23 protein-coding genes, 1 tRNA gene and 1 other RNA gene are annotated in these 20,665 nt (G+C 66.1%); 17 read left to right on the top strand and 8 right to left on the bottom strand.

All coding sequences use genetic code 11. The features are described 5' to 3' along the window. The first annotated feature begins 69 nt into the window (after window positions 1-69). The 6 genes from G9465_RS14270 (at window position 70) to G9465_RS14245 (ending at window position 7,133) form a co-directional block, all read left to right on the top strand. On the top strand, window positions 70-918 hold the full coding sequence (locus G9465_RS14270; protein ID WP_166971117.1) for a CPBP family intramembrane glutamic endopeptidase: 849 nt from the start codon (window positions 70-72) through the stop codon (window positions 916-918). Window positions 919-1,067: 149 nt separating this feature from the next. Further along, a complete protein-coding gene (locus G9465_RS14265) occupies window positions 1,068-3,350 on the top strand; it encodes a nitric-oxide reductase large subunit (RefSeq protein WP_166971115.1) in 2,283 nt (760 codons plus the stop codon). A gap of 189 nt (window positions 3,351-3,539) precedes the next feature. After that, complete coding sequence (locus G9465_RS14260; RefSeq protein WP_166971113.1) at window positions 3,540-3,854, top strand: Htur_1727 family rSAM-partnered candidate RiPP; 315 nt, start codon at window positions 3,540-3,542, stop codon at window positions 3,852-3,854. Next, on the top strand, window positions 3,851-5,074 hold the full coding sequence (locus G9465_RS14255) for a TIGR04347 family pseudo-SAM/SPASM protein (protein WP_166971111.1): 1,224 nt from the start codon (window positions 3,851-3,853) through the stop codon (window positions 5,072-5,074). The genes G9465_RS14260 and G9465_RS14255 overlap by 4 nt, the downstream gene beginning before the upstream one ends. A gap of 284 nt (window positions 5,075-5,358) precedes the next feature. Further along, window positions 5,359-6,045, top strand: coding sequence for a PHP domain-containing protein (locus G9465_RS14250; RefSeq protein ID WP_166971109.1), 687 nt, complete (start codon window positions 5,359-5,361; stop codon window positions 6,043-6,045). Then, complete coding sequence (locus G9465_RS14245) at window positions 6,045-7,133, top strand: asparagine synthase C-terminal domain-containing protein (RefSeq protein ID WP_166971107.1); 1,089 nt, start codon at window positions 6,045-6,047, stop codon at window positions 7,131-7,133. The genes G9465_RS14250 and G9465_RS14245 overlap by 1 nt, the downstream gene beginning before the upstream one ends. Here the strand turns inward: G9465_RS14245 and G9465_RS14240 are convergent, their stop codons facing one another. From G9465_RS14240 to G9465_RS14230, 3 genes are read right to left on the bottom strand one after another with little or no spacing between them, the layout of a single operon-like run. After that, window positions 7,134-7,544 (bottom strand): universal stress protein, encoded by a 411-nt coding sequence (locus G9465_RS14240; protein ID WP_166971105.1) that lies wholly within the window; start codon window positions 7,542-7,544, stop codon window positions 7,134-7,136. Window positions 7,545-7,573: 29 nt separating this feature from the next. Beyond that, window positions 7,574-8,050: an NUDIX hydrolase gene (locus tag G9465_RS14235; RefSeq protein ID WP_166971103.1), complete on the bottom strand. Its 477-nt coding sequence runs from the start codon at window positions 8,048-8,050 to the stop codon at window positions 7,574-7,576. 41 nt (window positions 8,051-8,091) lie between these two features. After that, the gene (locus G9465_RS14230) at window positions 8,092-9,066 is read right to left on the bottom strand and encodes a transcription initiation factor IIB family protein (protein WP_166971101.1); all 975 of its coding nucleotides are present in this window, start codon (window positions 9,064-9,066) and stop codon (window positions 8,092-8,094) included. Window positions 9,067-9,289: 223 nt separating this feature from the next. Between G9465_RS14230 and gatC the strand changes: the two genes are divergently transcribed. The 4 genes from gatC to G9465_RS14210 are packed head-to-tail and all read left to right on the top strand — an operon-like array spanning window position 9,290 to window position 12,170. After that, window positions 9,290-9,568, top strand: coding sequence for an Asp-tRNA(Asn)/Glu-tRNA(Gln) amidotransferase subunit GatC (gatC, locus tag G9465_RS14225; protein ID WP_166971099.1), 279 nt, complete (start codon window positions 9,290-9,292; stop codon window positions 9,566-9,568). Between the two features lies 1 nt (window position 9,569). Continuing rightward, window positions 9,570-10,853 (top strand): Asp-tRNA(Asn)/Glu-tRNA(Gln) amidotransferase subunit GatA, encoded by a 1,284-nt coding sequence (gene gatA / locus G9465_RS14220; protein ID WP_166971097.1) that lies wholly within the window; start codon window positions 9,570-9,572, stop codon window positions 10,851-10,853. Window positions 10,854-10,903: 50 nt separating this feature from the next. Then, window positions 10,904-11,950, top strand: coding sequence for a M48 family metalloprotease (locus G9465_RS14215; protein ID WP_193571705.1), 1,047 nt, complete (start codon window positions 10,904-10,906; stop codon window positions 11,948-11,950). Window positions 11,951-11,990: 40 nt separating this feature from the next. After that, window positions 11,991-12,170, top strand: a complete 180-nt coding sequence (locus tag G9465_RS14210) for a hypothetical protein (protein WP_166971095.1) — start codon at window positions 11,991-11,993, stop codon at window positions 12,168-12,170. Window positions 12,171-12,368: 198 nt separating this feature from the next. Here G9465_RS14210 and G9465_RS14205 read toward each other — a convergent pair whose 3' ends face one another. Then, window positions 12,369-13,472, bottom strand: a complete 1,104-nt coding sequence (locus G9465_RS14205) for a glycosyltransferase family 4 protein (protein ID WP_166971093.1) — start codon at window positions 13,470-13,472, stop codon at window positions 12,369-12,371. Window positions 13,473-13,510: 38 nt separating this feature from the next. Between G9465_RS14205 and G9465_RS14200 the strand changes: the two genes are divergently transcribed. Beyond that, window positions 13,511-14,896 (top strand): MFS transporter, encoded by a 1,386-nt coding sequence (locus G9465_RS14200; RefSeq protein ID WP_349674909.1) that lies wholly within the window; start codon window positions 13,511-13,513, stop codon window positions 14,894-14,896. Window positions 14,897-15,019: 123 nt separating this feature from the next. On the opposite strand, the gene G9465_RS14195 is transcribed toward G9465_RS14200, so the two are convergent. Beyond that, complete coding sequence (locus G9465_RS14195; RefSeq protein WP_166971089.1) at window positions 15,020-16,069, bottom strand: glycosyltransferase family 4 protein; 1,050 nt, start codon at window positions 16,067-16,069, stop codon at window positions 15,020-15,022. 89 nt (window positions 16,070-16,158) lie between these two features. Between G9465_RS14195 and G9465_RS14190 the strand changes: the two genes are divergently transcribed. From G9465_RS14190 to G9465_RS14180, 3 genes are read left to right on the top strand one after another with little or no spacing between them, the layout of a single operon-like run. Next, window positions 16,159-16,446: a ribonuclease P protein component 4 gene (locus tag G9465_RS14190; RefSeq protein ID WP_166971086.1), complete on the top strand. Its 288-nt coding sequence runs from the start codon at window positions 16,159-16,161 to the stop codon at window positions 16,444-16,446. Window positions 16,447-16,496: 50 nt separating this feature from the next. After that, complete coding sequence (locus G9465_RS14185; RefSeq protein WP_166971084.1) at window positions 16,497-16,745, top strand: YhbY family RNA-binding protein; 249 nt, start codon at window positions 16,497-16,499, stop codon at window positions 16,743-16,745. Continuing rightward, window positions 16,745-17,629, top strand: a complete 885-nt coding sequence (locus tag G9465_RS14180; RefSeq protein WP_166971082.1) for a mechanosensitive ion channel family protein — start codon at window positions 16,745-16,747, stop codon at window positions 17,627-17,629. The genes G9465_RS14185 and G9465_RS14180 overlap by 1 nt, the downstream gene beginning before the upstream one ends. A gap of 156 nt (window positions 17,630-17,785) precedes the next feature. On the opposite strand, the gene ffs is transcribed toward G9465_RS14180, so the two are convergent. Then, an RNA gene (ffs, locus tag G9465_RS14175) (signal recognition particle sRNA) lies at window positions 17,786-18,102 on the bottom strand. Window positions 18,103-18,165: 63 nt separating this feature from the next. Beyond that, the gene (locus G9465_RS14170) at window positions 18,166-18,579 is read right to left on the bottom strand and encodes a hypothetical protein (RefSeq protein ID WP_166971080.1); all 414 of its coding nucleotides are present in this window, start codon (window positions 18,577-18,579) and stop codon (window positions 18,166-18,168) included. Between the two features lie 78 nt (window positions 18,580-18,657). On the opposite strand from G9465_RS14170, the gene G9465_RS14165 reads away from it, so the two are divergent. Then, window positions 18,658-18,939 (top strand): DUF5798 family protein, encoded by a 282-nt coding sequence (locus tag G9465_RS14165; RefSeq protein ID WP_166971078.1) that lies wholly within the window; start codon window positions 18,658-18,660, stop codon window positions 18,937-18,939. A 9-nt stretch (window positions 18,940-18,948) separates the two neighbouring features. Here the strand turns inward: G9465_RS14165 and G9465_RS14160 are convergent, their stop codons facing one another. Continuing rightward, window positions 18,949-19,590: an ATPase domain-containing protein gene (locus G9465_RS14160; protein ID WP_166971076.1), complete on the bottom strand. Its 642-nt coding sequence runs from the start codon at window positions 19,588-19,590 to the stop codon at window positions 18,949-18,951. A gap of 197 nt (window positions 19,591-19,787) precedes the next feature. Between G9465_RS14160 and G9465_RS14155 the strand changes: the two genes are divergently transcribed. Both G9465_RS14155 and G9465_RS14150 read left to right on the top strand, forming a co-directional pair. Further along, window positions 19,788-19,862 (top strand) — tRNA-Arg (locus G9465_RS14155). 325 nt (window positions 19,863-20,187) lie between these two features. Next, window positions 20,188-20,520 carry a hypothetical protein gene (locus G9465_RS14150; protein WP_166971074.1) on the top strand — a complete coding sequence of 111 codons (333 nt, stop codon included), beginning with the start codon at window positions 20,188-20,190 and terminating at the stop codon, window positions 20,518-20,520. Window positions 20,521-20,665 lie beyond the last annotated feature (145 nt).

Below are 20,665 nucleotides of genomic sequence, written 5' to 3'. Positions count from 1 at the left end.
GTCGAACGGCACGCTCCGGTCGTGTGGAGATGAAAGACGTTTTCATTTTCCCATCGGAAGACGGACGGGATGTCGCACACTGCGACAGACCCGCCGTCGTTCGAGCGCGGGTCACTGGTCCCCGTCGTAACGTACCTCCTGACAATCGCTGTGCTGTCCGGATTCGTTCTCGTCTCCTCGGGGAGTCACCGTCGCCCTTCTGGGAATGGTCTGGGGCTGTTCCTCGTCGCACTCGCTGTCGGCGCGTTCGTGGTCGAAGGCGTCTCCCCGCGCTCGCTCGTACCGCCCCTCCGTTCGGTTGCCCCGGTGTTCGCGCTCGTCGCGGCGTTCTGGGCGCTGTACAACCTCGTCGCGTTCGGGCTGGCTCTCGGCGGCGTTCCCGGCGTCACGACCACTCCGTCGAGGGTCACGGCGCACCCGTCCCTCTACCTCGCTGCCCTCGGGAGCGCTCTCCTGTTCACCGCGATTCCGGAGGAACTCGTCTTCCGCGGGTACCTCCAGTCGAAGGTCGGAGCGCTGGCCGAGCGCCGAACGCGTCGTTCGGTCGCGACCGGTATCGCGGTCGCGGCGGTCCTCTTCGCACTCTTTCACCTCCCGCGGTGGTTTCTCGCGTCGGGCCACGGCGTCGGGTCGGCGCTCGCGGTCCGACTGCTCGGTCTGACGCTCATGGGGCTCACGTACGGGCTCGTGTACGCGCTGACGCGGAACCTGTTGCTGGTCGCCCTGTTCCACGCGACGATGAACCAGCCCCCGTTCTTGCTCACGGTGCAGTTCCCAGCCGAGTTTCACTTCGTCGTCGGCCTCGTCGAGTACGCTGCGATGGTCGCTCTCGTCGTGGTCGCCGTGCGGTTGGGCGGGTCGACTGAGCTGACTGTGTCACGGTCCCGGCACGAGCCGTCGTCCGCCACCGACGACTGAGCGCCGCGGGTGGCGGCATCGCCGTCGCCCACCCTAGTTTTAGGCAATCCTAAATCATCTCAGTCTTCGTCCGAACGTGTTCGCACCTGTCGTCGGTCCCCGAGAACTGGGGCTGCCTACAAACCCGAGGACGGTGAACCGCCGCCTGTATGCAAGTCTCACGACAGACGCTTGCGAAACTGCTCGTCGCCGCGTTCGTCATCAACCTCGTGGTGATGGGCGCGGGCGCTGCGCTCGCCTACGAGAAGGCACCGCCCATTCCCGAGCGGATTGCCGGTCCCGACGGCGAGACTATCGCGACTGCTGCGGACGTACAGAACGGCAAAGAGACGTTCCAGAAAGACGGCCTGATGAACCACGGGTCGATACTGGGCAACGGCGCGTACTACGGCGTCGACTACACCGCCGACACGCTGGACCTGAAGGTGCAGTACATGCGCCAGTACCACGCCCGGGAGGAGTACGAGAAAGACTTCGACGCGCTCTCGGCCGAGCGACAGGCCGCCATCGAGACGCGAGTCGAACAGCGACTCGACCGGCAGGCCTCCGGCGAGGTGGTGCAGTACTCGGCCGCCGAGGTGTACGCCCACCAGCAGATTCGCGAGGAGTACGTCGAGCGCTACCACGAGGGGAGCCACGAGCGTGGCGTCCCCGAAAGCATGATTCAGAGCGAAGCAGACGCGCGAGACTTCGCGGACTTCGCGCTCTGGACGGCGTGGTTCTCCCACGCCGACCGCCCGGCGGGTGACCACTCCTACACGAACGAGTGGCCCTACGCCCCCGGTGCCGGTAACGACGCCACCGCCGCAGCCATGACGTGGAGCGTCGTCGCCATGGTGTTACTCGTCGCCGGTGCGGGCGCGGCGGTGTGGCTCTACCGCAGCATCGACCTCCCCGAACCCGAAGTCGAGGGCATCGACGTGCCCGCGCCCGACAACGTGGCGCTGTTCCCCGGCCAGCGGGCGGCCACGCGGTTCATCCCCATCGCGGCCGGGTTGTTCCTCGGGCAGGTCCTCCTCGGGGGCCTGCTCGCGCACTTCTACGTCGAGCGCGCCGCGTTCTTCGGTCTGGGCGAACTCGTCGGGGTGAACGTCCTCCAGTGGCTCCCCTTCGCTATCGCGAAGACGTGGCACATCGACATGGGTATCCTCTGGATAGCCACCCTGTGGCTCGGTGCCGGTCTGTTCCTCCCGCCGTTGCTGACCGGGCACGAACCCGACCGGCAGGGAACGCTGGTCAACGTCTTGCTCGGTGCGCTCGTGGTCGTCGTCGTCGGCGGCCTCGTCGGCATCTGGCTCGGCATGCAGGGCTTCTTCGAGGGTGACCTCTGGTGGTGGCTCGGCAACGAGGGGCTGGAGTACCTCGAAGTCGGCCGCGTCTGGCAACTCGGTCTACTCGCGGGCTTCCTCATCTGGGCCGGCCTCGCCTACCGTGGCTTCAAGCCGCTGCTCGACGACGAACCGAAGTACGGCCTCTCGCATCTCATCCTCTACGCCGGCGGCTCTATCGCCCTGCTGTTCACCGCTGGCCTGCTGTACACCCCGAAGACCAACATGGCAGTCACGGAGTTCTGGCGCTGGTGGGTCGTCCACATGTGGGTCGAGGGTGCCTTCGAGTTCTTCATCGTCGCCATCGTCGGCATCACGCTGGTGTCGATGAACCTCCTGAAACGCCAGAGCGCCGCCAAGGCCGTGATGTTCGAGGCGCTGCTGGTGATGGGCACCGGCGTCATCGGCGTCTCCCACCACTACTGGTGGATAGGGATGCCCGACATCTGGGTGCCCCTCGGGAGCGCCTTCTCCACGCTGGAACTCGTCCCGCTGGTGTTCATCCTCTACGAGGCCATCAACGAGTACCGCGCGATGGCCACCGGCGGCGAGAGCTTCCCGTACACGATTCCGTTCATGTTCATCGTCGCCTCCGGCGTCTGGAACTTCGTCGGCGCGGGCGTGCTCGGGTTCTTCATCAATCTCCCGCTCATCAACTACTACGAACACGGCACCTACCTCACCGTCGCCCACGCTCACGCGGCGATGTTCGGGGCCTTCGGCTTCCTCGCGCTGGGTATGGCGAGCTACATGCTCCGCATCAGCGTCGACCCGAGCGACTGGGACGGGTCGTGGCTTCGGGCCGCGTTCTGGTGCTGGAACGTCGGCCTCGCGCTGATGGTGCTGGTCTCGGTGACGCCCATCGGGTTCCTCCAGTTAGAGGTGGCCTTTACCGAGGGCTACGCCGCCGCCCGGAGCGTCGCGTTCTACGAACGCCCGCTGGTGCAACTGCTGTTCTGGGCGCGGATGCCCGGTGACGCACTCATCATCCTCGGGACGGCCATCTTCACCGCCGACGTGCTTCGCAAGCGGTTCTCCCTGCGGTCGGTGCTGGCCGACGACGACGACGCCCCGGTGTCGGACCCGGTCGTCTCCGACGACTGAGCGACCGCGAGCCGTCCGTTTTCCACTCTTTCGAGAGACGGCGGCTCGATAGCGACGGGTCGTACCGAGAGCCGCTTTCTCGGAAGTAAACTGGATGTGACTATATCGAATCCGGATGGGTTCGGTCCGGTTCCCACCCGCTGGGAACACGCTCGACCCGTTTTTTGTAGGGCAGACAAGTGTCCGCGTATGGGAGAACTCGACCACGAGGTGGACGCCCCGCGCGGCGCGACCAGCCGCGAGTGGGAAGTGTTCTGCCGGGAGGCGTCGGCAGACCCGCTCACGCACGTCGGGAGCGTCAGCGCGCCATCGGCCGATATCGCCCGCGAGCAGGCGACACGACTGTTTGCCCACGCCGCCGAGGCGCTGTGGCTCTGTCCGGCCGACGAGACGGTCCGTGTCCAGACCGAGTCGCTGGTACTCGACCCAGCGGCGGACGGGACCGACGCGACGATGGACGCTGAGTCGATGCAGGCGGAGACCCTGCGAGGTGAGCGGGAGTGATCTCCGTCTCGAAACTGCTGACCGACCTCGACGCGGAGGGCGACGGCCTGCGTTATGACGCCGCCGAAGAGTCCACGAAGTCTCAGATCCGCGACGAGAAACAGCGCCGTCCGGTCGTCGTCTGGAACGTCACCAAGCAGTGTAACCTCTACTGCGATCACTGCTATGCCGCCGCCGACACCGACATCGCCGACGGCGAACTCACGACGGCGGAAGGAAAGGCCCTGTTAGACGACCTCGCGGACTACGGCGCGCCGGTGATTTTGTTCTCCGGGGGCGAACCGCTCGTCCGGCAGGACCTCGAAGAACTCGTCGCGTACGCGAACGAGGTCGGCGTCCGCCCCGTCCTCTCGACCAACGGCACCCTCATCACCGAGGAGCGAGCGGCGTCGCTGAAGGATGCGGGGCTGAAGTACGCCGGCGTCTCCGTCGACGGCCTCCCCGAACGCAACGACGACTTCCGGGGGATGGAGGGCGCGTTCGACGGCGCCGTCCAGGGCATCCGGAACTGCCTCGACGCAGGCCTGAAGACCGGCCTCCGCTACACTATCACGGAGCGCAACGCGCCGGATCTGGAGGGCGTCGTGGACCTCCTGACCGACGTCGGCGTCGACCGCTTTTGCTTCTATCATCTGGACTACGGCGGCCGCGGCACAGAAATCGTCGACGCCGACCTCACGCCAGTCGAGCGCCGGGAGGCCGTCGAGCGGGTGTGTGACATGACCCGAGCGTACCACGACCGGGGCGAGGAGATAGAGACCCTGCTGGTCGGGAACTACGCCGACGCGGCCTACCTTGTCGAGTACGCCCGCGAGCACATGGGCGAGTCACAGGCCCGCAGAGTGTACGAGTACCTCCGGGTCAACGGCGGCGACCCGACCGGCGAACGCGTCGCCGACGTCGACTATCAGGGCAACGTCCACCTCACCCAGTTCTGGCAGGGCTACTCGCTGGGCAACGTCCGTGACCGCCCGTTCGGCGACATCTGGGAGGACGAGTCGAACCCGCTCGTCCGGGCACTCCGAGAGCGCGAGGACCGTCTCACGGGGAAGTGCGCGGACTGTCGGTACGCGGGAGTCTGTCGCGGCGGGTCGAGACTCCGGGCGCTTACCGTCGAAGACGACCTGTTCGCGCCGGACCCGCAGTGTTACCTCGACGACGACGAGATTCGCGGTCCGGAACCCTTCGCCGGCGGCGACGCGACGAGTCCGGCGGACTGAGCGCCTCGGGTCAGGGTTGCCGGTGGTCGTCGAGGTGCGTATCAAAGCCCTCCGCGTTGAGGCCACGGCCTCATTCCACTCCCCGTGGTACGTCCACGTGCGACCGTCGACGACGGTCGCGGCGTATCGTGTCAGTGACTCCAGTCTCGTGGGAGTGAGCAGAACGGTTTGTTCGGGCCACGACCGCCCGTTGGACGCGGGCGGCCACTGCTCGTGTTCTCTTTCGGTGACATCACGCCCCGTGTACCGGGGCGCTTTTGGCCGGGCCACCTCTATGACCGCTCGTGCTGTCGGTCGAGCTTCACACCCACTCGGCGCTGTCCCACGACGGGCGCGACCCGGTCGAGCTACTGCTGGCACAGGCAGAAGCCGTCGGACTGGACGCGCTCGCGGTCACCGACCACGACGAACTGGACGCGAGTCTGGAGGCCGCCGAACTCGCGCCGGAGTACGGTCTCGTGGGCATCCCCGGGATGGAGGTGACCTGTGCGGCGGGGCACGTCCTCGCGCTGGGTATCCACTCGCCCGTCTCGGCCGGACTCTCCTTCGCCGAGACGCTCGACCGCATCCGCGACCAAGGGGGGCTGGCCGTCGTGCCCCACCCGTTTCAGGAGTCTCGCCACGGCGTCCTCGAACACATCTCGAAGGACGAACTCGCGACGGCAGACGCCATCGAAGTGTACAACTCCCGCTTGCTGACCGGGCGGTCGAACCGACAGGCAGAGCGGTTCGCCCGGCGTCGGGGTCTGCCGATGACCGCCGGGAGCGACGCTCACATCGCCGAGATGGTCGGGCAGGCGGTCACGAAGGTCGACACCGACGAGCGCTCCGTCGACGCCATCCTCGACGCCGTCGGGAAGGGGCGAACGACCGTCGAGGGCGAGCGAACGCCGTGGCGCATCAGCTTCCGGCAGGCCGCCGGGGGCGCGAAGCGCCGCGTGAAGAGCCGACTCGGGAGCTTTCTGGACTGATGGAGGGCACAGACGAGGCGACCGTTCGCGCCGCCGTCGAGTCCGGTGACCCGCTCCCCGGAACCACCGGGTTCGCGGGGCGACTCGACGACGCGCTCGTCCGGGACGTCCTCGGGCGGTATCCGCTGTTCGTGGAGTCGGCGGTCGACGGCACAGTCACCGGCGACGACTGGAGTTCGGACCCCACTGAACTCGACGACCCCGACTCGTTCCCGGCGGGCCACGTCCGCGACGCCGACGGGACGCGCGAGGTGTGGTCCCTGCCGGACCCGGACCCCTTTTCCGACCGCGAGACGGCCGTCGAAGCTGTCCGGGACGCCGTCGAGACGAGTATCGACGCCGTGGACGTGGACGGCCTCGCGATTGCCTTCTCGGGCGGGGTCGACTCCGCGCTACTGGCCGCTCGACTGGACGCGCCACTGTACGTCGCCGGATTCCCCGACAGCCACGACGTCGAGGCGGCCCGGTCGGCGGCCGAGTTACTAGGGCGGGACCTGCGAGTGGTCGAGTTGACCCACGACGCCATCGAGCGGGCCGTCCCCGGAATCGTCGCTGCCACGGGCCGGACGAACGCGATGGCGGTCCAGATTGCGCTCCCGCTGTATCTGACCGCCGAACGAGTCGCTGCCGACGGGTTCGACCGACTCGCGCTCGGACAGGGCGCCGACGAACTGTTCGGTGGGTACGCGAAGGTGGCGAAGGCCCCCGAGGACCCGCGCGTCGATGCCGACACGGTACGTGGCGCCCAGCGAGAGGTGGTCGCGACGCTTCCGGACCAGCTATCTCGCGACGTGCTAACCCTCCGGGCCGCGGGCGTCGAACCGGTGACGCCGCTGCTCCACGACCGCGTCGTGTCGGCGGCCCTGCGACTGGACGACCGGATGCTCGTCGACGGGGAGACGCGCAAGTGGGCGCTCCGGCAGGCGGCACTCGGATCGCTGCCCGAGGCCGTCGCGATGCGAGACAAGAAGGCCGCCCAGTACGGGTCGCTGGCCGCCCGTGAACTGGACCGACTGGCCAGACGGGCGGGCTACAAGCGCCGGATGGACGACCACGTCACCCAGTACGTCGAGTCGCTGGTCGAGTGATTACTCCGCCGGTGTGTCGCTCCCAGTGATGGCGACGGGGCGATTGGAGTCGAGGATGACCGCTTGACTCACGCTCCCGAAGACGAACGCACCCAGCGGCGACCGCTTCCGACCCCCGAGGATAATCATGTCGACGTCGTATTCCTCGGCGATGCTCACTATCTGCTCTTCCGGCGCGCCGTAGATGGTGACCGTCTCGACGGCGACGCCGGCATCACGCAACGCTTCGACCATCGTCTTTCCGGCGGGCGTCTGTTCGACGGTGGTCTTCTCGGCTGTCTCCTTGGTGTCGAAGACGTGCAGGACGACCGCCTCCACCTCCTCGTCCGCGTACGGCAGTGCCGTCGTCGCCGCCACCTGTGCGGTCGCTCGCTCCTCGCTCGCGTCCACGGGAAGTAACACCTGATACATGCACCCCGAGACGGGTCTTAGACCGATAGTTAGCGACTGCTTATCGTCTCGATGGCCCGCGTCCCGATCTCTACGACGTCCGCCGGAATCTCGTCGCGCCGGTCGGCGAGGTCCGCGGCCGTAAACCACGTCCAGTCGTCGGCCGGTTGCTCGCCGGGGTCGGGGTCGATGTCGCGGGACGGCGCGTCGCCATAGAAGATGAAGTCGACGTGCTGGTGGCCCACCTCACCGCTCTCGTGGACGTTGATGTCCTCCAAGAGGAAGTGCTGTGGCTGGGGAATCGAGCGGACCGTCTCGCTCTCGATGTCTTCCTGTGGGGCGACGAGGTCGACGGTCATGCCCAGTTCCTCGCGCGTCTCGCGCAGGGCGGCCTCGTGGGGGAGTTCGTCACGGTCGACGTGACCGCCGGCGGGGAGCCACATGTCGAGTTTGTCGTGTTCGTGCAGGGCGACGCTCCCCTCGCTGACGGCGTAGACGGTCGCGACGAAGTGGCGGGTCGTCTCCATACGGGTGGCGACGGGACAGGGGAAAGTCTACGTTACGAAGTTCAGGGGTGGACGCTGTCCTCGGCTTCCAGCAGTTCGTGGTAGCGGTTGCGGATGGTGACCTCGGAGATGTTCGCGACTTCGCTGACCTCGCTCTGGGTGACCTTCTCGTTGGTCAGCAGCGAGGCGGCGTACACCGCGGCCGCGGCGAGGCCGACGGGGGACTTCCCGGAGTGAACGCCCTCCTCTTTGGCGTTCTTCAGTAGTTGGCGGGCGCGGCGTTCGACCTCCTCGGAGAGGTCCAGGTCGGAGGCGAAGCGGGGGACGTAGCTCTCGGGGTCGGCGGGCTGGATTTCGAGACTGAGTTCCCGGACGACGTAGCGGTAGGTACGGGCGATCTCGTCTTTGTCGACCCGGGAGACGTTGGCAATCTCGTCGAGCGACCGCGGGGTGCCGGCCTGTCGGGCGGCGGCGTACAGCGACGACGTCGAGACGCCCTCGATGGAGCGGCCGGGGAGCAGGTCCTCGTCGAGCGCTCGGCGGTAGATGACAGAAGCCGTCTCGCGGACGTTCTCGGGGAGGCCGAGCGCGGAGGCCATCCGGTCGATCTCGCCGAGCGCCTGCTTGAGGTTGCGCTCTTTGGAGTCACGGGTGCGGAAGCGCTCGTTCCAGGTGCGCAGGCGCTGCATCTTCTCGCGCTGGCGCGAGGACAGGGAGTTGCCGTAGGCGTCCTTGTCCTGCCAACCGATGTTGGTCGACAGGCCCTTGTCGTGCATCATGTTCGTCGTCGGCGCGCCGACGCGGGACTTCTGGTCTTTCTCCTTCGAGTCGAACGCCCGCCACTCGGGGCCGGGGTCTATCTCGTCTTCCTCGACGACCAGCCCACAGTCCTCACAGACGGTTTCGCCGCGCTCGCTGTCGGAGAGCAGAGAGCCACCACACTCGGGACAGACGAGTCCCTCGTCTGCCTCCTCTGTTGTCTCGTCGACGTCGGTTTCGTTTTCATTCGTGTATCGGCGGATGGTGGTATCGGTCATTGGTAGCGAACTGACGGGTCTGGGTACCCGAAAAACGTCTCTTGTACCCTTTTGTTGTGGCCGGAGCAACTTAAATCCTTTCCCGATTCACAAACATAGTGTTTGCCTTTCGTAAAACTCCGTTGGTAGTTTTTGCCGAAATACTTCCTCTGCGAGAACTGCCCCCAACAGTTTGGCCCCCTGTTTCGAAACGCTTACCGCCGGTCCGATACTCCGCCCGGACATGAGCGACAACGCCGTCGACCCGAGCGAGGTGCGTCACATCGCCGACCTCGCCCGCATCGACCTCGACGACGACGAGGTCGAACGGTTCACCGAGCAGTTCGGCGAGATTCTGGCCGCCTTCGAGGCGCTGGACGAGGTGCCCGAGACCGAGCGCGAGGCAGACCTCGCGAACGTCATGCGACCAGACGAGGTCCGGGAGGGCCTGCATCAGGAGGAAGCGCTCCAGAACGCCCCCGAGACGGAGGCCGGGCAGTTCAAAGGCCCGAAGGTGTCGTGAGATGACCGACTACAACGGTTACATCGCCACGGAGACTATCGAAGGCGAGGAGGACGGCCCCCTCGCCGGCCGTACCGTCGCCGTCAAGGACAACATCTCCACGGAGGGCGTCCAGACGACCTGCGGGTCCGCGATGCTGGAGGGGTACGTCCCGCCGTACGACGCGACGGTCGTCGAGCGTCTGAAAGAGGCCGGTGCGACCATCCCCGGGAAGACCAACATGGACGAGTTCGGGATGGGGACGACCACCGAAACGTCGGCCTACGGTCCCGTCGAGAACCCCGTCGCCGAGGGGCGGGTTCCCGGTGGCTCCTCCGGTGGCTCGGCGGCCGTCGTCGCGGCGGGCGACGCCGACATGGCGCTGGGGAGCGACACCGGTGGCTCGATTCGCTGTCCGGCCGCCTTCTGTGGCGTCGTCGGCATCAAGCCGACCTACGGCCTCGTCTCTCGGTACGGCCTCGTCGCCTACGCGAACAGCCTCGAACAGATAGGGCCAATCGCCCCTTCCGTCGAGGAGGCCGCGGAACTGCTGGAGGTCATCGCCGGTCCCGACGAGCGTGACGGAACGACGCGAGACGCCAGCGAGGAGGTCGAGGGCTACGACTTCGCCGACGCCGCCGACGGCGACGTCGACGGCCTCTCTATCGGTGTCCCGACCGAACTCCTCGACGGCGCCGACGAACAGGTCGTCGAGACGTTCTGGACGGCGTTGGACGACCTCGAAGCGCAGGGCGCGACCTACCACGAGGTCGACCTCCCGAGCGTCGAACACGCCGTCGAGGCGTACTACGTCATCGCGATGTCCGAGGCGTCCTCGAACCTCGCCCGCTTCGACGGCGTCCGCTACGGCCAGTCGGGCGGCTACGAGGGCAACTGGAACGAGTCCTTCGCCAATTCGCGCGAGGAGGGCTTCGGCGAGGAGGTCAAGCGCCGCGTCCTGCTGGGGACGTACGCCCTCTCGGCCGGTTACCACGACAAGTACTACAAGAAGGCTCAGGACGCCCGCGCGTGGGTCAAACAGGACTTCGACGAAGCGCTCTCGGAGGCCGACGTGCTGGCGTCGCCGACGATGCCGGTCCCGCCGATGAAACGCGGCGAGAGTCTGGACGACCCGCTGACGATGTATCTGGCCGACGCCAACACGACGCCGGTCAACCTCGCGAACCTGCCGGCTATCTCGGTGCCCGCCGGCGAGACGGACGAGGGCCTCCCCGTCGGCCTGCAACTCGTCGGGCCGGCCTTCGGCGAACGGACGATTATCCGGGCCGGCAGCGCGTTGGCCTGAGAACCCGTACTGAGACACCGGCATAGCGCCGGTCAATGCCTCACCCCGTCATGCTTTTTATACAGCGTATCGAAATTCGAACGATAGTGCCTGCCACCCACTCCACCCTCCGCCTGCGGCTGGCTGCCCTCCTGCTCGGCCTCGTCGCCTTCGACGTGGTCGCCGTGGTCACGGCATACGTGTTGGTCCACATCGCCTACGGCCTGCTGCCGATGTTTGGCCTCCCGGTCGGCGCGTCCTTCTGGACCCATGGGTTCCATCTCGTCTCGCTCCGGCCCGCGGTACTGGCCGGAACGCCGCTCGTGTTGGCCTTCCAGTTCGTGTTCGGCTATCGGGCCACGCTACGGGAGGCCACCGGCGGCCCGGACCTGCCAGAGGCGTCCGAGCCAGAGACTACCAGAGAGCGCTTCACCGCTATCAAACACGAGCGGACGCTGTTCGTCACAACGGCGCTCGTCGACCAACTCGACGGCGACGAACTGGACGCCGTGCTCGCCCACGAGCTCGCCCATCTGAAAAACGGCGACTCGTTCGTGATGACGGCGGCGGCGTTCCTACCGATCGTCAGCGCACGCGCCACACGGTGGCTCCGAACGACGCTCGAAACCTCGGTGTACACCCACTGGTTCTTCGACGGCGAGACCAGCAGAAACGCCATTAGCGCTGCCTATTTCTACCTCCCGCTGGTCGCGTTCGCGTTTCTCGCGATGCCGTTCACGGCGGCGCTGTATCTCGCCAGTACGGCTTGCTACCGGCTCTTGTCCAGAGTCCGGGAGTACGCCGCCGACGCCGGCGGTGCCGCCATCTGTGGCTCGCCCGCGGCGATGGCGAGTGCGCTTGAGACGCTCACTGCCGACCGTCGGCCGACCGCGGATTACCGCACCGCCCGGACCGGCGTCCGCGAACTGTGTGTCCTCCCGTACGCTCTCGACGAGGCTGGCGACGACCCGACGACGGATCGAACCGGGGGAGTGGGTCGGTTGTGGCGGAGGGGCTGCGAGCGCGTCCTCCCCGACTCCCATCCCGACGTGGCCGACCGAATCGATGCGCTCGGCGAGCGACAGGTCGACGTCGACGGCGGTCGGTCGCGACGCTGACGACCGGCACGGTTTATCTGCTGGCGTTCGTTGCACCCCTATGGCAGACGACGAGGGACGACTTGCGTGGATTCACTGGCCGACCGTCGCGAAAGGCGTCGCCGTCGGTATCGGCGTCGGACTCATCCTCGCACTGATGCTGGAGGACTTCGTGTTCGGGATGCTGCTGGGGTTGGTGAACGGCCTCGCGTTCGGAATTGGGTGGTCGCGCTCGCGGTGATACCCCGGTAATCAGGTGTGCCGTTTTTCTCCGGGTGCGACCAAACCGACCTGTACGCCTCGCTCGCCGACCGCGCCGAGGGGGCCCTGTCGGACCCGCGGGTTCGCCGTCGCTGTTCGTTCTCGAACCGTGGGCGGGACCGGAGAGACAGTGACGAAGACCGGGCGTCGGGGCAGACAACCCTCACGGACTGCTGAGCTACAGGACGGAGTCGTAGACGGTCGACAGTCGGTCGACCGCGTGGTCGACGCTGACTGCGTCACGACGCGCGAGACAGGTCTCTCGCAGGCGCTCGCGCTCGTCCAGCGTCCGCTCGATAGCCCGTCGGAACCTGTCGATGTCGCCCTCCGGGTAGGAGTACCCCGTCTCGCCGTCGTGGATAGTGTCAGAGAGCGCACCGGCGTCGACGCCGGCGACAGGGGTACCACAGCAGTTGGCTTCCAGCGCGACCAACCCCTGCGTCTCGACGGGACTCGGGAACGCGAACACGTCCAGCGCGCTGTACAGGGCTGGCAGTTCCTCACGGTCCAAGAACCCGAGAAAGCGGACGTCGACGTCGGCCTCGGCGGCCATCGCTTTGAGGTCCTCGCGTGCCGGGCCGTCGCCGCCGAAGACGACGGTCACGTCGAGGCCGTCACAGGCCGTGACGATGTCTTCGAGGCACTTCTCGTGGCCGTGCCGGCCGGTGTAGCCGACGAGGGGACCGTCCGGCAGGTCGTGGCGCGCACGGAAGTCGTCGCTCTCCGACGGCCTGAAAAAGTCCGTGTCGACGCCGTTGGAGATGACCTCGACTCTGGCGTCGGCACCGACCGTCTCCCGGACGTGGGCGGCCGCGCGCTCGCTCGGGGCGACGACGACGGCGGCGCGGTCCAGAAACCACCGCTCGTAGTGTTCGGCACTGGACTGGACGGCCGACTCGACGGTCGTGTTCGAGGAGACGTACTCTGCGTACTCGCCGGTCGGCGTGTGATAGGACGCCACCAGCGGCGCGTCGAGTTTCCGCGCGAGTCGCTGGCCGGCCATCCCGAGGCTGAAGGGCGTGTGTGCGTGGACGACGTCGGCCCCGTTGACCGCGTCGGGAATCTGGGGCATCCCGAGGCGGAACCCCTCGTAGAACGGGAACGGCAGGCTCCTGACCGGATACTCACCGTCTTCGGCGTCGTGGTCGCTCCTCGGGTAGACGACGTCCATGCGGCCGCCGCGGGCGTGCCAGCGGTCCCGCCACGTCTTGACCGTGTACGTCACCCCGTTGACGGTCGGGAGGTACGTGTCGGTGAACGCGGCCACCTGCGGCAGTGTCATCGACGCGGCGTAATCAGACCAGCGGGTAAACCCTTGCTATTGGCCGCGAGAAGCCCCCCGCCGTCGGTGGGCTTTTCAGCCCCCGTCCTGTCCATCTGCCAATGGCTTCGGACCGCTGGCTGTACGCGTGGGCGCTGGGCTCTGTTGCACTCGGTGCCGCCTCGTTGCTCGTCCCACTGTACTTCGTCACTATCGGTGGGAGCACGCTCCTGCTGGGCGTACTCGCCGGTGTCGCGGCCGCTGCGGGCGCGCCGGGCGCACTCATCTTCGGCCGTATCGCGGACCGGACCGGCGAGCACCGCTCGCTCGTCCTCGTGGCGCTGGCACTCGCCGGTGGTGCGCTCGTCGTCGTCTCGCTGACCGAGTCAGAGTGGGTCGTCATCGCCGGCAACGGGGTGTTGTGGTTCGCCGCCGGTGCCGTCGCACCGGTTCTCACGCTTCTCGTCACCGTCGGGTCGCTCGAACGCGACTGGCCGGGCCGCTTTGCCACGCTCAATCGCTATCAGGGGTGGGGCTGGGCCGGGGGGCTCGTCCTCGGACTGGCGTGGACGACGGCTCTCTCCGGGCCGCTCGGGACGAAAGTAGCTCAGCAGGCACTGCTGTGGCTCTGTGCGGGCGTGGCTGCCGTCGCGGCCGTCCTCGCCGCCCGGTGGCTCCCCACCGGCGTGCAGACGGCAGACGCGCCCCGACCGAGCCGTATCGCTCGCGCCATCGCTCGCTCCCGTCGACTGCCGGTTCGCAGTGCGACGTTCCCGGTCGGGCCCGGCCGCGTCTACTGGCTCACGCGGTCGTTCCATCCCCGGCAGGTTCTCGCTCGTCTCACGCCGTCGCTGTCGCTGTACTTCGCCGCCATCCTCGCTGTCTTCGCCGGGTTCGGCGTGTTCTGGGGGCCGCTCCCCTCGTACCTCTCGGGGACGCTCGGCTACGACTCGGGGACGATATTCGCGCTGTATCTGGTGTCCAGCCTCGGGTCGGCGCTGTTCTACGGCGGGGCCGGCCGACTCACAGACCGGTACGACGCCACGGGTATCCAGACCGGTGGGCTACTGGCCCGGGCGATACTCCATCCCACGGTGGCTTTTGTCACTGTTCTCGTCCCGGTGGCGTCGCTGGCCCTCCTGACCAACGGCGTGGTGTTCGGCCTCATCGGCGTGGCGTGGGCGCTCATCGCCGTCACCGCCGCCAGCATCGTCACTCGTCTCGCACCCCCGGCCATCCGCGGAGAGTCCTTGGGGCTGTACACGGCGCTTTCCGGCCTCGCGAGCGGCGTCGGGTCGATACTCGGTGGGTGGCTCGGCGGCTACGGGTTTACGCTGACGTTCGGCGTCGCCGGCGGGTTGGTCTTCGCCGGGACGGCCGTCGTCGCCGTCCTCTGGCGGCGGACTCCGACGACGGTTTCCGAGCGCCCCACGGGCGCCGACTGAGGTCACGGCTCGGGGTTGGCGTCGCCAACGCGTTCGATCGGACGATGACTGTGGTCTCTCGCCCGTCGGATACGTAACGGCCGGTGAGTCGAACACGGCTTGAGTGTGCGGTCGCGTCCGGGCTCAGACCAGTTCCTCGTACGTCTCGACCAGTCGCTCGCCGACCCGGTCGAGGCCGTGTTCGCGGGCCGTCTCCATCGCGTTCTCGCCGAGTCGCTCGCGGAGGTCCGGGTTCGCTTCCAGACGCTCTACGGCCTCACGGAACTCCGCCTCGTCCGAACAGATGAGACAGTCGTGGCCGTCCTCGTAGTACTCGCGGAAGACGGGGATGTCCGAGAGGACGACGGCCTTGCCACAGGCCATCGCTTCGAGGACGACGATACCCTGATTCTCGACTTTCGAGGGGAACAGGAACACGTCGCCGGCCCCGTAGGCCCCGCGAATGTCGTCGACCCAGCCAGTGAACGTGACGTTCTCGGGCGGGTCGGCGGTCCAGCGACGGACCTCGGCCGACCCGTGTGGCCCGTCGTCGTACGTGCCGAACCACGCGAAGTCGTAGTCAGTCTGCTGGGCCAGTTCGCAGAACGTGGTCAGGCCCTTGCGTTCGAAGACGCTCCCGACGGCGAAGACGACCATCCCGTCTAAGTCGTACTGCTCGCGGTACTCCTCGCGGAAGGACTCGAACCCGTCGAGCGGGGCCGTGTCGACGCCGTTGGTGATGGGTCGGATGGGCGCGTCGACCGGGTAGTCTTCGAGGACGCCCTTCGTGTACTCGGAGGGACAGAGGACCATATCGGCCTTCGAGTAGAACCACTTCAGGTACTCGCCCAGCGCGGGTGCGACGAGGTTCGACCCGCGGAAACTCCCGCGGAAGTCCTCCCGGGTGACGTGAGCGTGCAACACGAGCGGGATGTCGTTGCGCGTAGCGTGACGAGCGACGGCGACCGACCCCGGCCCGATCATGTTGCAGTGAGCGATGTCGTACTCGCGGAACACCGGGTCGTCGAACGCGATGTTGCCACCGACGGCCCAGCCGGGGTGGCCGTCGGTCCACGGTGTCGTCAGTACCTCCACGTCGGTGTCGGCGAGCGCCTGTCGCTGGTGGTCGACGGACGTACCGATGCCCGACCGGTCGAGGCGGTCGGCGAGTTCGAGGTAGTTCAGGACGCGCACGGACGGTCCGACCGTGGCCGCGAGCAAAACTGTACCGACTCCGTGCGCAGTCCGGAAGGCGTTTTTACGCGCCGGTCGGAGTGTGTGCGATGACAGACGAGGCGACTATCGCTCGCGAGCGCATCGACCGCCTCCAGTCGATGGCCCGCGACGCCGTCTGTGAGGGGCGCGAGGACCGGGCCCGCGAGTACGTCAGGCGGGCGCGACGCATCGCCGAGCGACACCGTCTTCGCCTCCCGCGGGAGTTCGAGCGGTCGATATGCCGCTCCTGTGACACGTTCCTCGTCCCGGGCCGAAACGCTCGCGTTCGTACCCGGTCGGGTCACGTCGTCGTGACCTGTGAGTGTGGGTCACACGCTCGCTATCCGTACGGCTGACGGTTTTAGGACTGTTGGTTTTAAACGTATCGAGCCCTTTGTGCGCCCATATGTCTGATACCTCTCGAGAGCAGCGAATCCACGAACTCGACGCGACACTTCGCGTCGGGAAGAACGGCATCGAACCGGTCGTCGACGAACTGAACACCCAGCTAGAAGACCGTCAGTTCGTGAAGGTGAAGTTCCTCCGGTCGGCCCGCGGGGGAACCACCACCGAGGAACTCGCCGACGAGATGGCCGAACAGGTGAACGCGTCGGTGGTGAGAGTTCGAGGTCACACGGCGGTGTTCGAGCGGTGATGCAGGTCGAACCCATCTCCAATTTCTTCCAGAATCTTGGACTGGGTCCCGGTCTCGCAGGGACAATCGCGCAGGCTGTCGTCTTCGTCCTCGTCGCTATCCTCGTCTACGTACTCGGGAAGGCTATCGTGGTCCCCATCGTCGACCGGTCGCTGAAGTCCCGTGACCTCGACGAACACGCCCGGAACCCGATAAAGAAACTCACGAGCATCGTCATCGTCTTCGTCGCTATCTCGATGGCGTTCGGGTTGGCCCAGTACGGGAACTTCCTGCAGTCGCTCGCGACCATCGCGGCCGCCGCGACGCTGGCAATCGGGTTCGCGATGCAGGACGTGCTATCGAACTTCGTCGCCGGCATCTTCATCTTCACCGACAAGCCGTTCCGCATCGGCGACTGGATCGAGTGGGACGACAACGCCGGCGTCGTCGAGGACATCAGTCTCCGTGTCACCCGCGTTCGCACGTTCGACAACGAATTGCTGACGGTTCCGAACTCGCAACTCACCGACGGCGTCATCAAGAACCCCGTCGCGAAGGACCAACTCCGTCTGAAGTTCGTCTTCGGCATCGGCTACGACGACGACATCGACGCGGCGACCGACATCATCCTCGAAGAGGCAGAGAACCACGAGGGCATCCTCGAAGATCCCGGCCCGTCGGTCCGACTGGTCGAACTCGGCGACTCTTCTGTGGGTCTGCAGTCCCGCATCTGGATCGACAACCCCAGTCGCTCGGACTTCGTGAAGACCCGCGGCGAGTACGTGCAGGCGGTCAAGGAGCGGTTCGACGAGGAGGGAATCGACATCCCGTACCCGAACCGAACCATCGGCGGCGGCCTCGAACTCGCCGGGATGGACAGCATCGTCGAACCGGCCGACGACTGACCGACTCTCGATTTTACGTTTCGTCGCCGCCGTCGAGAGACGCCCGCGCCGATCCCTCGACGCCGGCAGAGCCGTGACTACGGCCGAACCGTTCGTCGTTACGTCCCGCTGTAGCGGCGTCTCGCGGACGTGAGACTCCGGGAGTAGATACCGAATGAATGGACGGACAGCCGGGATTGCCCGGCGTTCGGGCGTGGGTAATCCCGTTTGCCTCCTCCACCCCGCGACCCCACGAGCGACGGGTGTTCGATGGTCCGCTGCTCACTTCCGTGCCTGACGGGCTGCCATCGACTAACCACGTGGGCGCATCCCTGCAGATGCGACCACGTGGACCGCCGTCCCCGTGGGACGAGGCTTCTACGTTGGCTCACGGGGTCCACGTCCGTCTGACCGGACGCCCCCGGGGTTCGGTCCCCGCTCATGACCACAGTGCGGGCGAGGAGGGGGGCCAAGCCCCCCGACCTAGTCCACTTCGATGGTCCGCCGCCGCCCCATAAGGGCCTTTCGGAACACCCGGGGACTGCGTGGCGATACGGTCAGAAAAGCCCGAGTGCGCGAGCGAACCACGCCGACCCGACCGGCACTGGCACGCTTGCGAGGACGACGGCCCACCGGTGGTGTTCGATGAGCGTCGACTCCGACAGCCCCAACACGAGGCTGACGGGCACCGTCGCCGCCCAGAGGAGGCTCAGACCGACGATGAACAGGCCCAGAACGAGCGTCGCGCCGGCGGCGATGCTGGGGTCGGTCCGCCCCTCTCGGCCCGCCGCGAGGACGATGATGACGACGAGCGAGAGGACGGCGGGGATGACCGGTGAGATACCACCGGAGCCGTAGTAGGCGCCGACGGCGCTTGCCGTCTCGACGATGACGTACGGCACCGCGAGCGCGAGCAGATAGAGGACGCAACCGGCGATACCGACGGTCGGTGCGGTCCGTAGGTCGTTCATATCGGCGCTCGGGTCGGCGGCGTCTTAACACCGACGTTCGAGCGAAACGACGAAATGGCCGCTCGAACTATCGACAGTATGGGATTTGGCTCGACGGCGAAGAAGATACAGAAAGTGGCCGACGTCGCCGACAAACTCTACACGAAAGTCAACGAACTAAAGACGCAGGTCCAGGAACTCCGCGAGACGGTCGAGGACACGAACGGCCGGGTCGACGACGTAGAGCGCCAGGTGGCCGAACAGCGAGCGCTGCTGGAAGCCATCGCGGACGAACAGGGCGTCGACGTCGATGCGGTCCTCACCGACGACGTCGAGAGAGCGCCAGCAGACGCGGCGGAGACGGCACACGGCGAGGAGTGAAAGGGGCCGTCACAGGTCGACGGTCTGGTCTTCGAGGTTCGGAAGCCGAATCGTCGCCGTTCCTTCCTCGGTCAGTTCTACCGTCCCGTCGACCAACTGCGTGAGAGAGTTCATCGTCTCGTCGTCGTGGGCCGTCGACGTGACGGTGTAGAAGCCGACTGCGCTGGCGTTGTCGACGCGCGAGGTGAACATGTGCATGAAGCGGAACACGCCCTGGAGATTCGAGTAGACCAGCAACGGCGACAGGGAGTCCACCAGCACGCGGGTTCGTTCGATGCCGCCTTCGGTGTAATACGACTGGACGAACTCGGAGAACTTGATACCGATACTGCTCATGTCCTTCGGTGATGACGTGTACTTCGTGTGCTGGTCGTCGGTGACCGACTGGCCGAAGGTCTCCGAGACGGCGTCGACGACGCCGAGCGGCGGTACGTCCTCGTCCCCGCCGGCAAACAGTGTCCGATAGTCAGAGCGCACCCTGTCGGCAGTGTCTCGTGTCGTCACGACGATAGCCCCCTCGCCCCGTCGCGACCCGGCCGCGAGCGCTTGCATCCCGAAGCGGCGTTTCCCACAGAGTGGCGGCCCGGTTACGAGGACGTTCGTGCCGGGGTCGAGAGCGAAATCGAGGCGGTCGTGTCCGATATCGTACATCAGTATTCACTGGTCGGCTGTAGTGAGCGAGCACACCAGAGCGATATTCCTACACGTACTCGAACAGACATATAATCTTTGTCTTGTCTCACAGCCGAGAGGTGGTCGGCGTCGACTGATAGCGCGTGGGTATCTCTCACGAGCACGATACAGAACCGGATGGTTTAAACCGGAACACCGAATTACGTATTCACGTAGGGCGCTTAGCTCAGCCTGGACAGAGTGCTTGGCTTCGGACCAAACCGTCGGGGGTTCAAATCCCTCAGCGCCCGTGATTTTGCGAGGAACGGACGTGACGAGCAAAGAGTGGTCGCTGAGGATTTGCATCAGGGAGGAGCTTGCTCCGACCGTGGTTCAAATCCCTCAGCGCCCGTCTTGTTACTTCACGCGTCGCATAGACCGTACAGCGGCCGGTTTGGTCCGATCCAACCACTCCGTTCAGGCTGACTTGAACACGCGACGTTGAGCGGGTCGATGCCGTCACGGCTTCAGCTAGAGCCGACGGAACGACTCAGAGTAGGTATTGACTCCCAATATCGTTCTGGAAGTCGAGCCATCGCCTAGAAAGCCTATCACGACCGATGACCGATATCCAACATGTTTCAACCATCCAACTGGGTTCGTTTGACTTCGTTGGCGGTGTTGCTACTTCTGGTAGCTGCTGTGATTGGATTCGGGTTTTCGATAGCCGGTGTTGAGCCAGCTATTGTCTCCCCGAACGCTGTTAACAATGAGTCGACCAGTGAAGCATCCCCCACAGAGCGAGAGACGCCGCATCCAGAGACGGGCACGCAGAACGATCAGATATTCTGTGACGACCCCGGAAGCGGCTTCGAGTGTGAACCCGGCATGCCCCTTCGGAACGGTTCGACGTACACCGCTCCAGATTCCAACGAGACACAGGAGCGCAACGAGACGGACGACACATAGCGGCGTGAGCGGGTTAAGCCGTTGTAGAAGTTGAACCCACTCAGAGACGGCGGAACTACGGAGACAGCTGGGTAATCAGCTATCTACGGGAGAGACCATACAATTTCTCAGAAGAGTGGTTAGTTTCGCTATTCAAATCGAGAAG

The organism is Haloarcula sp. JP-L23 (assembly GCF_011602445.1).
GTDB classification, from domain to species: Archaea; Halobacteriota; Halobacteria; order Halobacteriales; family Haloarculaceae; genus Haloarcula; species Haloarcula pellucida.
The sequence above is the reverse complement of the archived record's forward strand: the minus strand, read 5'-3'. Positions and strand labels throughout refer to the sequence as shown.

Bases quoted from the DNA above. Each gene is read 5' to 3' on its own strand.
- G9465_RS14270 (WP_166971117.1), top strand. From the start codon at position 70: ATGTCGCACACTGCGACAGACCCGCCGTCGTTCGAGCGCGGGTCACTG.
- G9465_RS14265 (WP_166971115.1), top strand. From the start codon at position 1,068: ATGCAAGTCTCACGACAGACGCTTGCGAAACTGCTCGTCGCCGCGTTC.
- G9465_RS14260 (WP_166971113.1), top strand. From the start codon at position 3,540: ATGGGAGAACTCGACCACGAGGTGGACGCCCCGCGCGGCGCGACCAGC.
- G9465_RS14245 (WP_166971107.1), top strand. From the start codon at position 6,045: ATGGAGGGCACAGACGAGGCGACCGTTCGCGCCGCCGTCGAGTCCGGT.
- G9465_RS14240 (WP_166971105.1), bottom strand. From the start codon at position 7,544: ATGTATCAGGTGTTACTTCCCGTGGACGCGAGCGAGGAGCGAGCGACC.
- G9465_RS14235 (WP_166971103.1), bottom strand. From the start codon at position 8,050: ATGGAGACGACCCGCCACTTCGTCGCGACCGTCTACGCCGTCAGCGAG.
- G9465_RS14230 (WP_166971101.1), bottom strand. From the start codon at position 9,066: ATGACCGATACCACCATCCGCCGATACACGAATGAAAACGAAACCGAC.
- gatC (WP_166971099.1), top strand. From the start codon at position 9,290: ATGAGCGACAACGCCGTCGACCCGAGCGAGGTGCGTCACATCGCCGAC.
- gatA (WP_166971097.1), top strand. From the start codon at position 9,570: ATGACCGACTACAACGGTTACATCGCCACGGAGACTATCGAAGGCGAG.
- G9465_RS14215 (WP_193571705.1), top strand. From the start codon at position 10,904: ATGCTTTTTATACAGCGTATCGAAATTCGAACGATAGTGCCTGCCACC.
- G9465_RS14210 (WP_166971095.1), top strand. From the start codon at position 11,991: ATGGCAGACGACGAGGGACGACTTGCGTGGATTCACTGGCCGACCGTC.
- G9465_RS14205 (WP_166971093.1), bottom strand. From the start codon at position 13,472: ATGACACTGCCGCAGGTGGCCGCGTTCACCGACACGTACCTCCCGACC.
- G9465_RS14190 (WP_166971086.1), top strand. From the start codon at position 16,159: ATGACAGACGAGGCGACTATCGCTCGCGAGCGCATCGACCGCCTCCAG.
- G9465_RS14185 (WP_166971084.1), top strand. From the start codon at position 16,497: ATGTCTGATACCTCTCGAGAGCAGCGAATCCACGAACTCGACGCGACA.
- G9465_RS14180 (WP_166971082.1), top strand. From the start codon at position 16,745: ATGCAGGTCGAACCCATCTCCAATTTCTTCCAGAATCTTGGACTGGGT.
- G9465_RS14170 (WP_166971080.1), bottom strand. From the start codon at position 18,579: ATGAACGACCTACGGACCGCACCGACCGTCGGTATCGCCGGTTGCGTC.
- G9465_RS14165 (WP_166971078.1), top strand. From the start codon at position 18,658: ATGGGATTTGGCTCGACGGCGAAGAAGATACAGAAAGTGGCCGACGTC.
- G9465_RS14160 (WP_166971076.1), bottom strand. From the start codon at position 19,590: ATGTACGATATCGGACACGACCGCCTCGATTTCGCTCTCGACCCCGGC.
- G9465_RS14150 (WP_166971074.1), top strand. From the start codon at position 20,188: ATGTTTCAACCATCCAACTGGGTTCGTTTGACTTCGTTGGCGGTGTTG.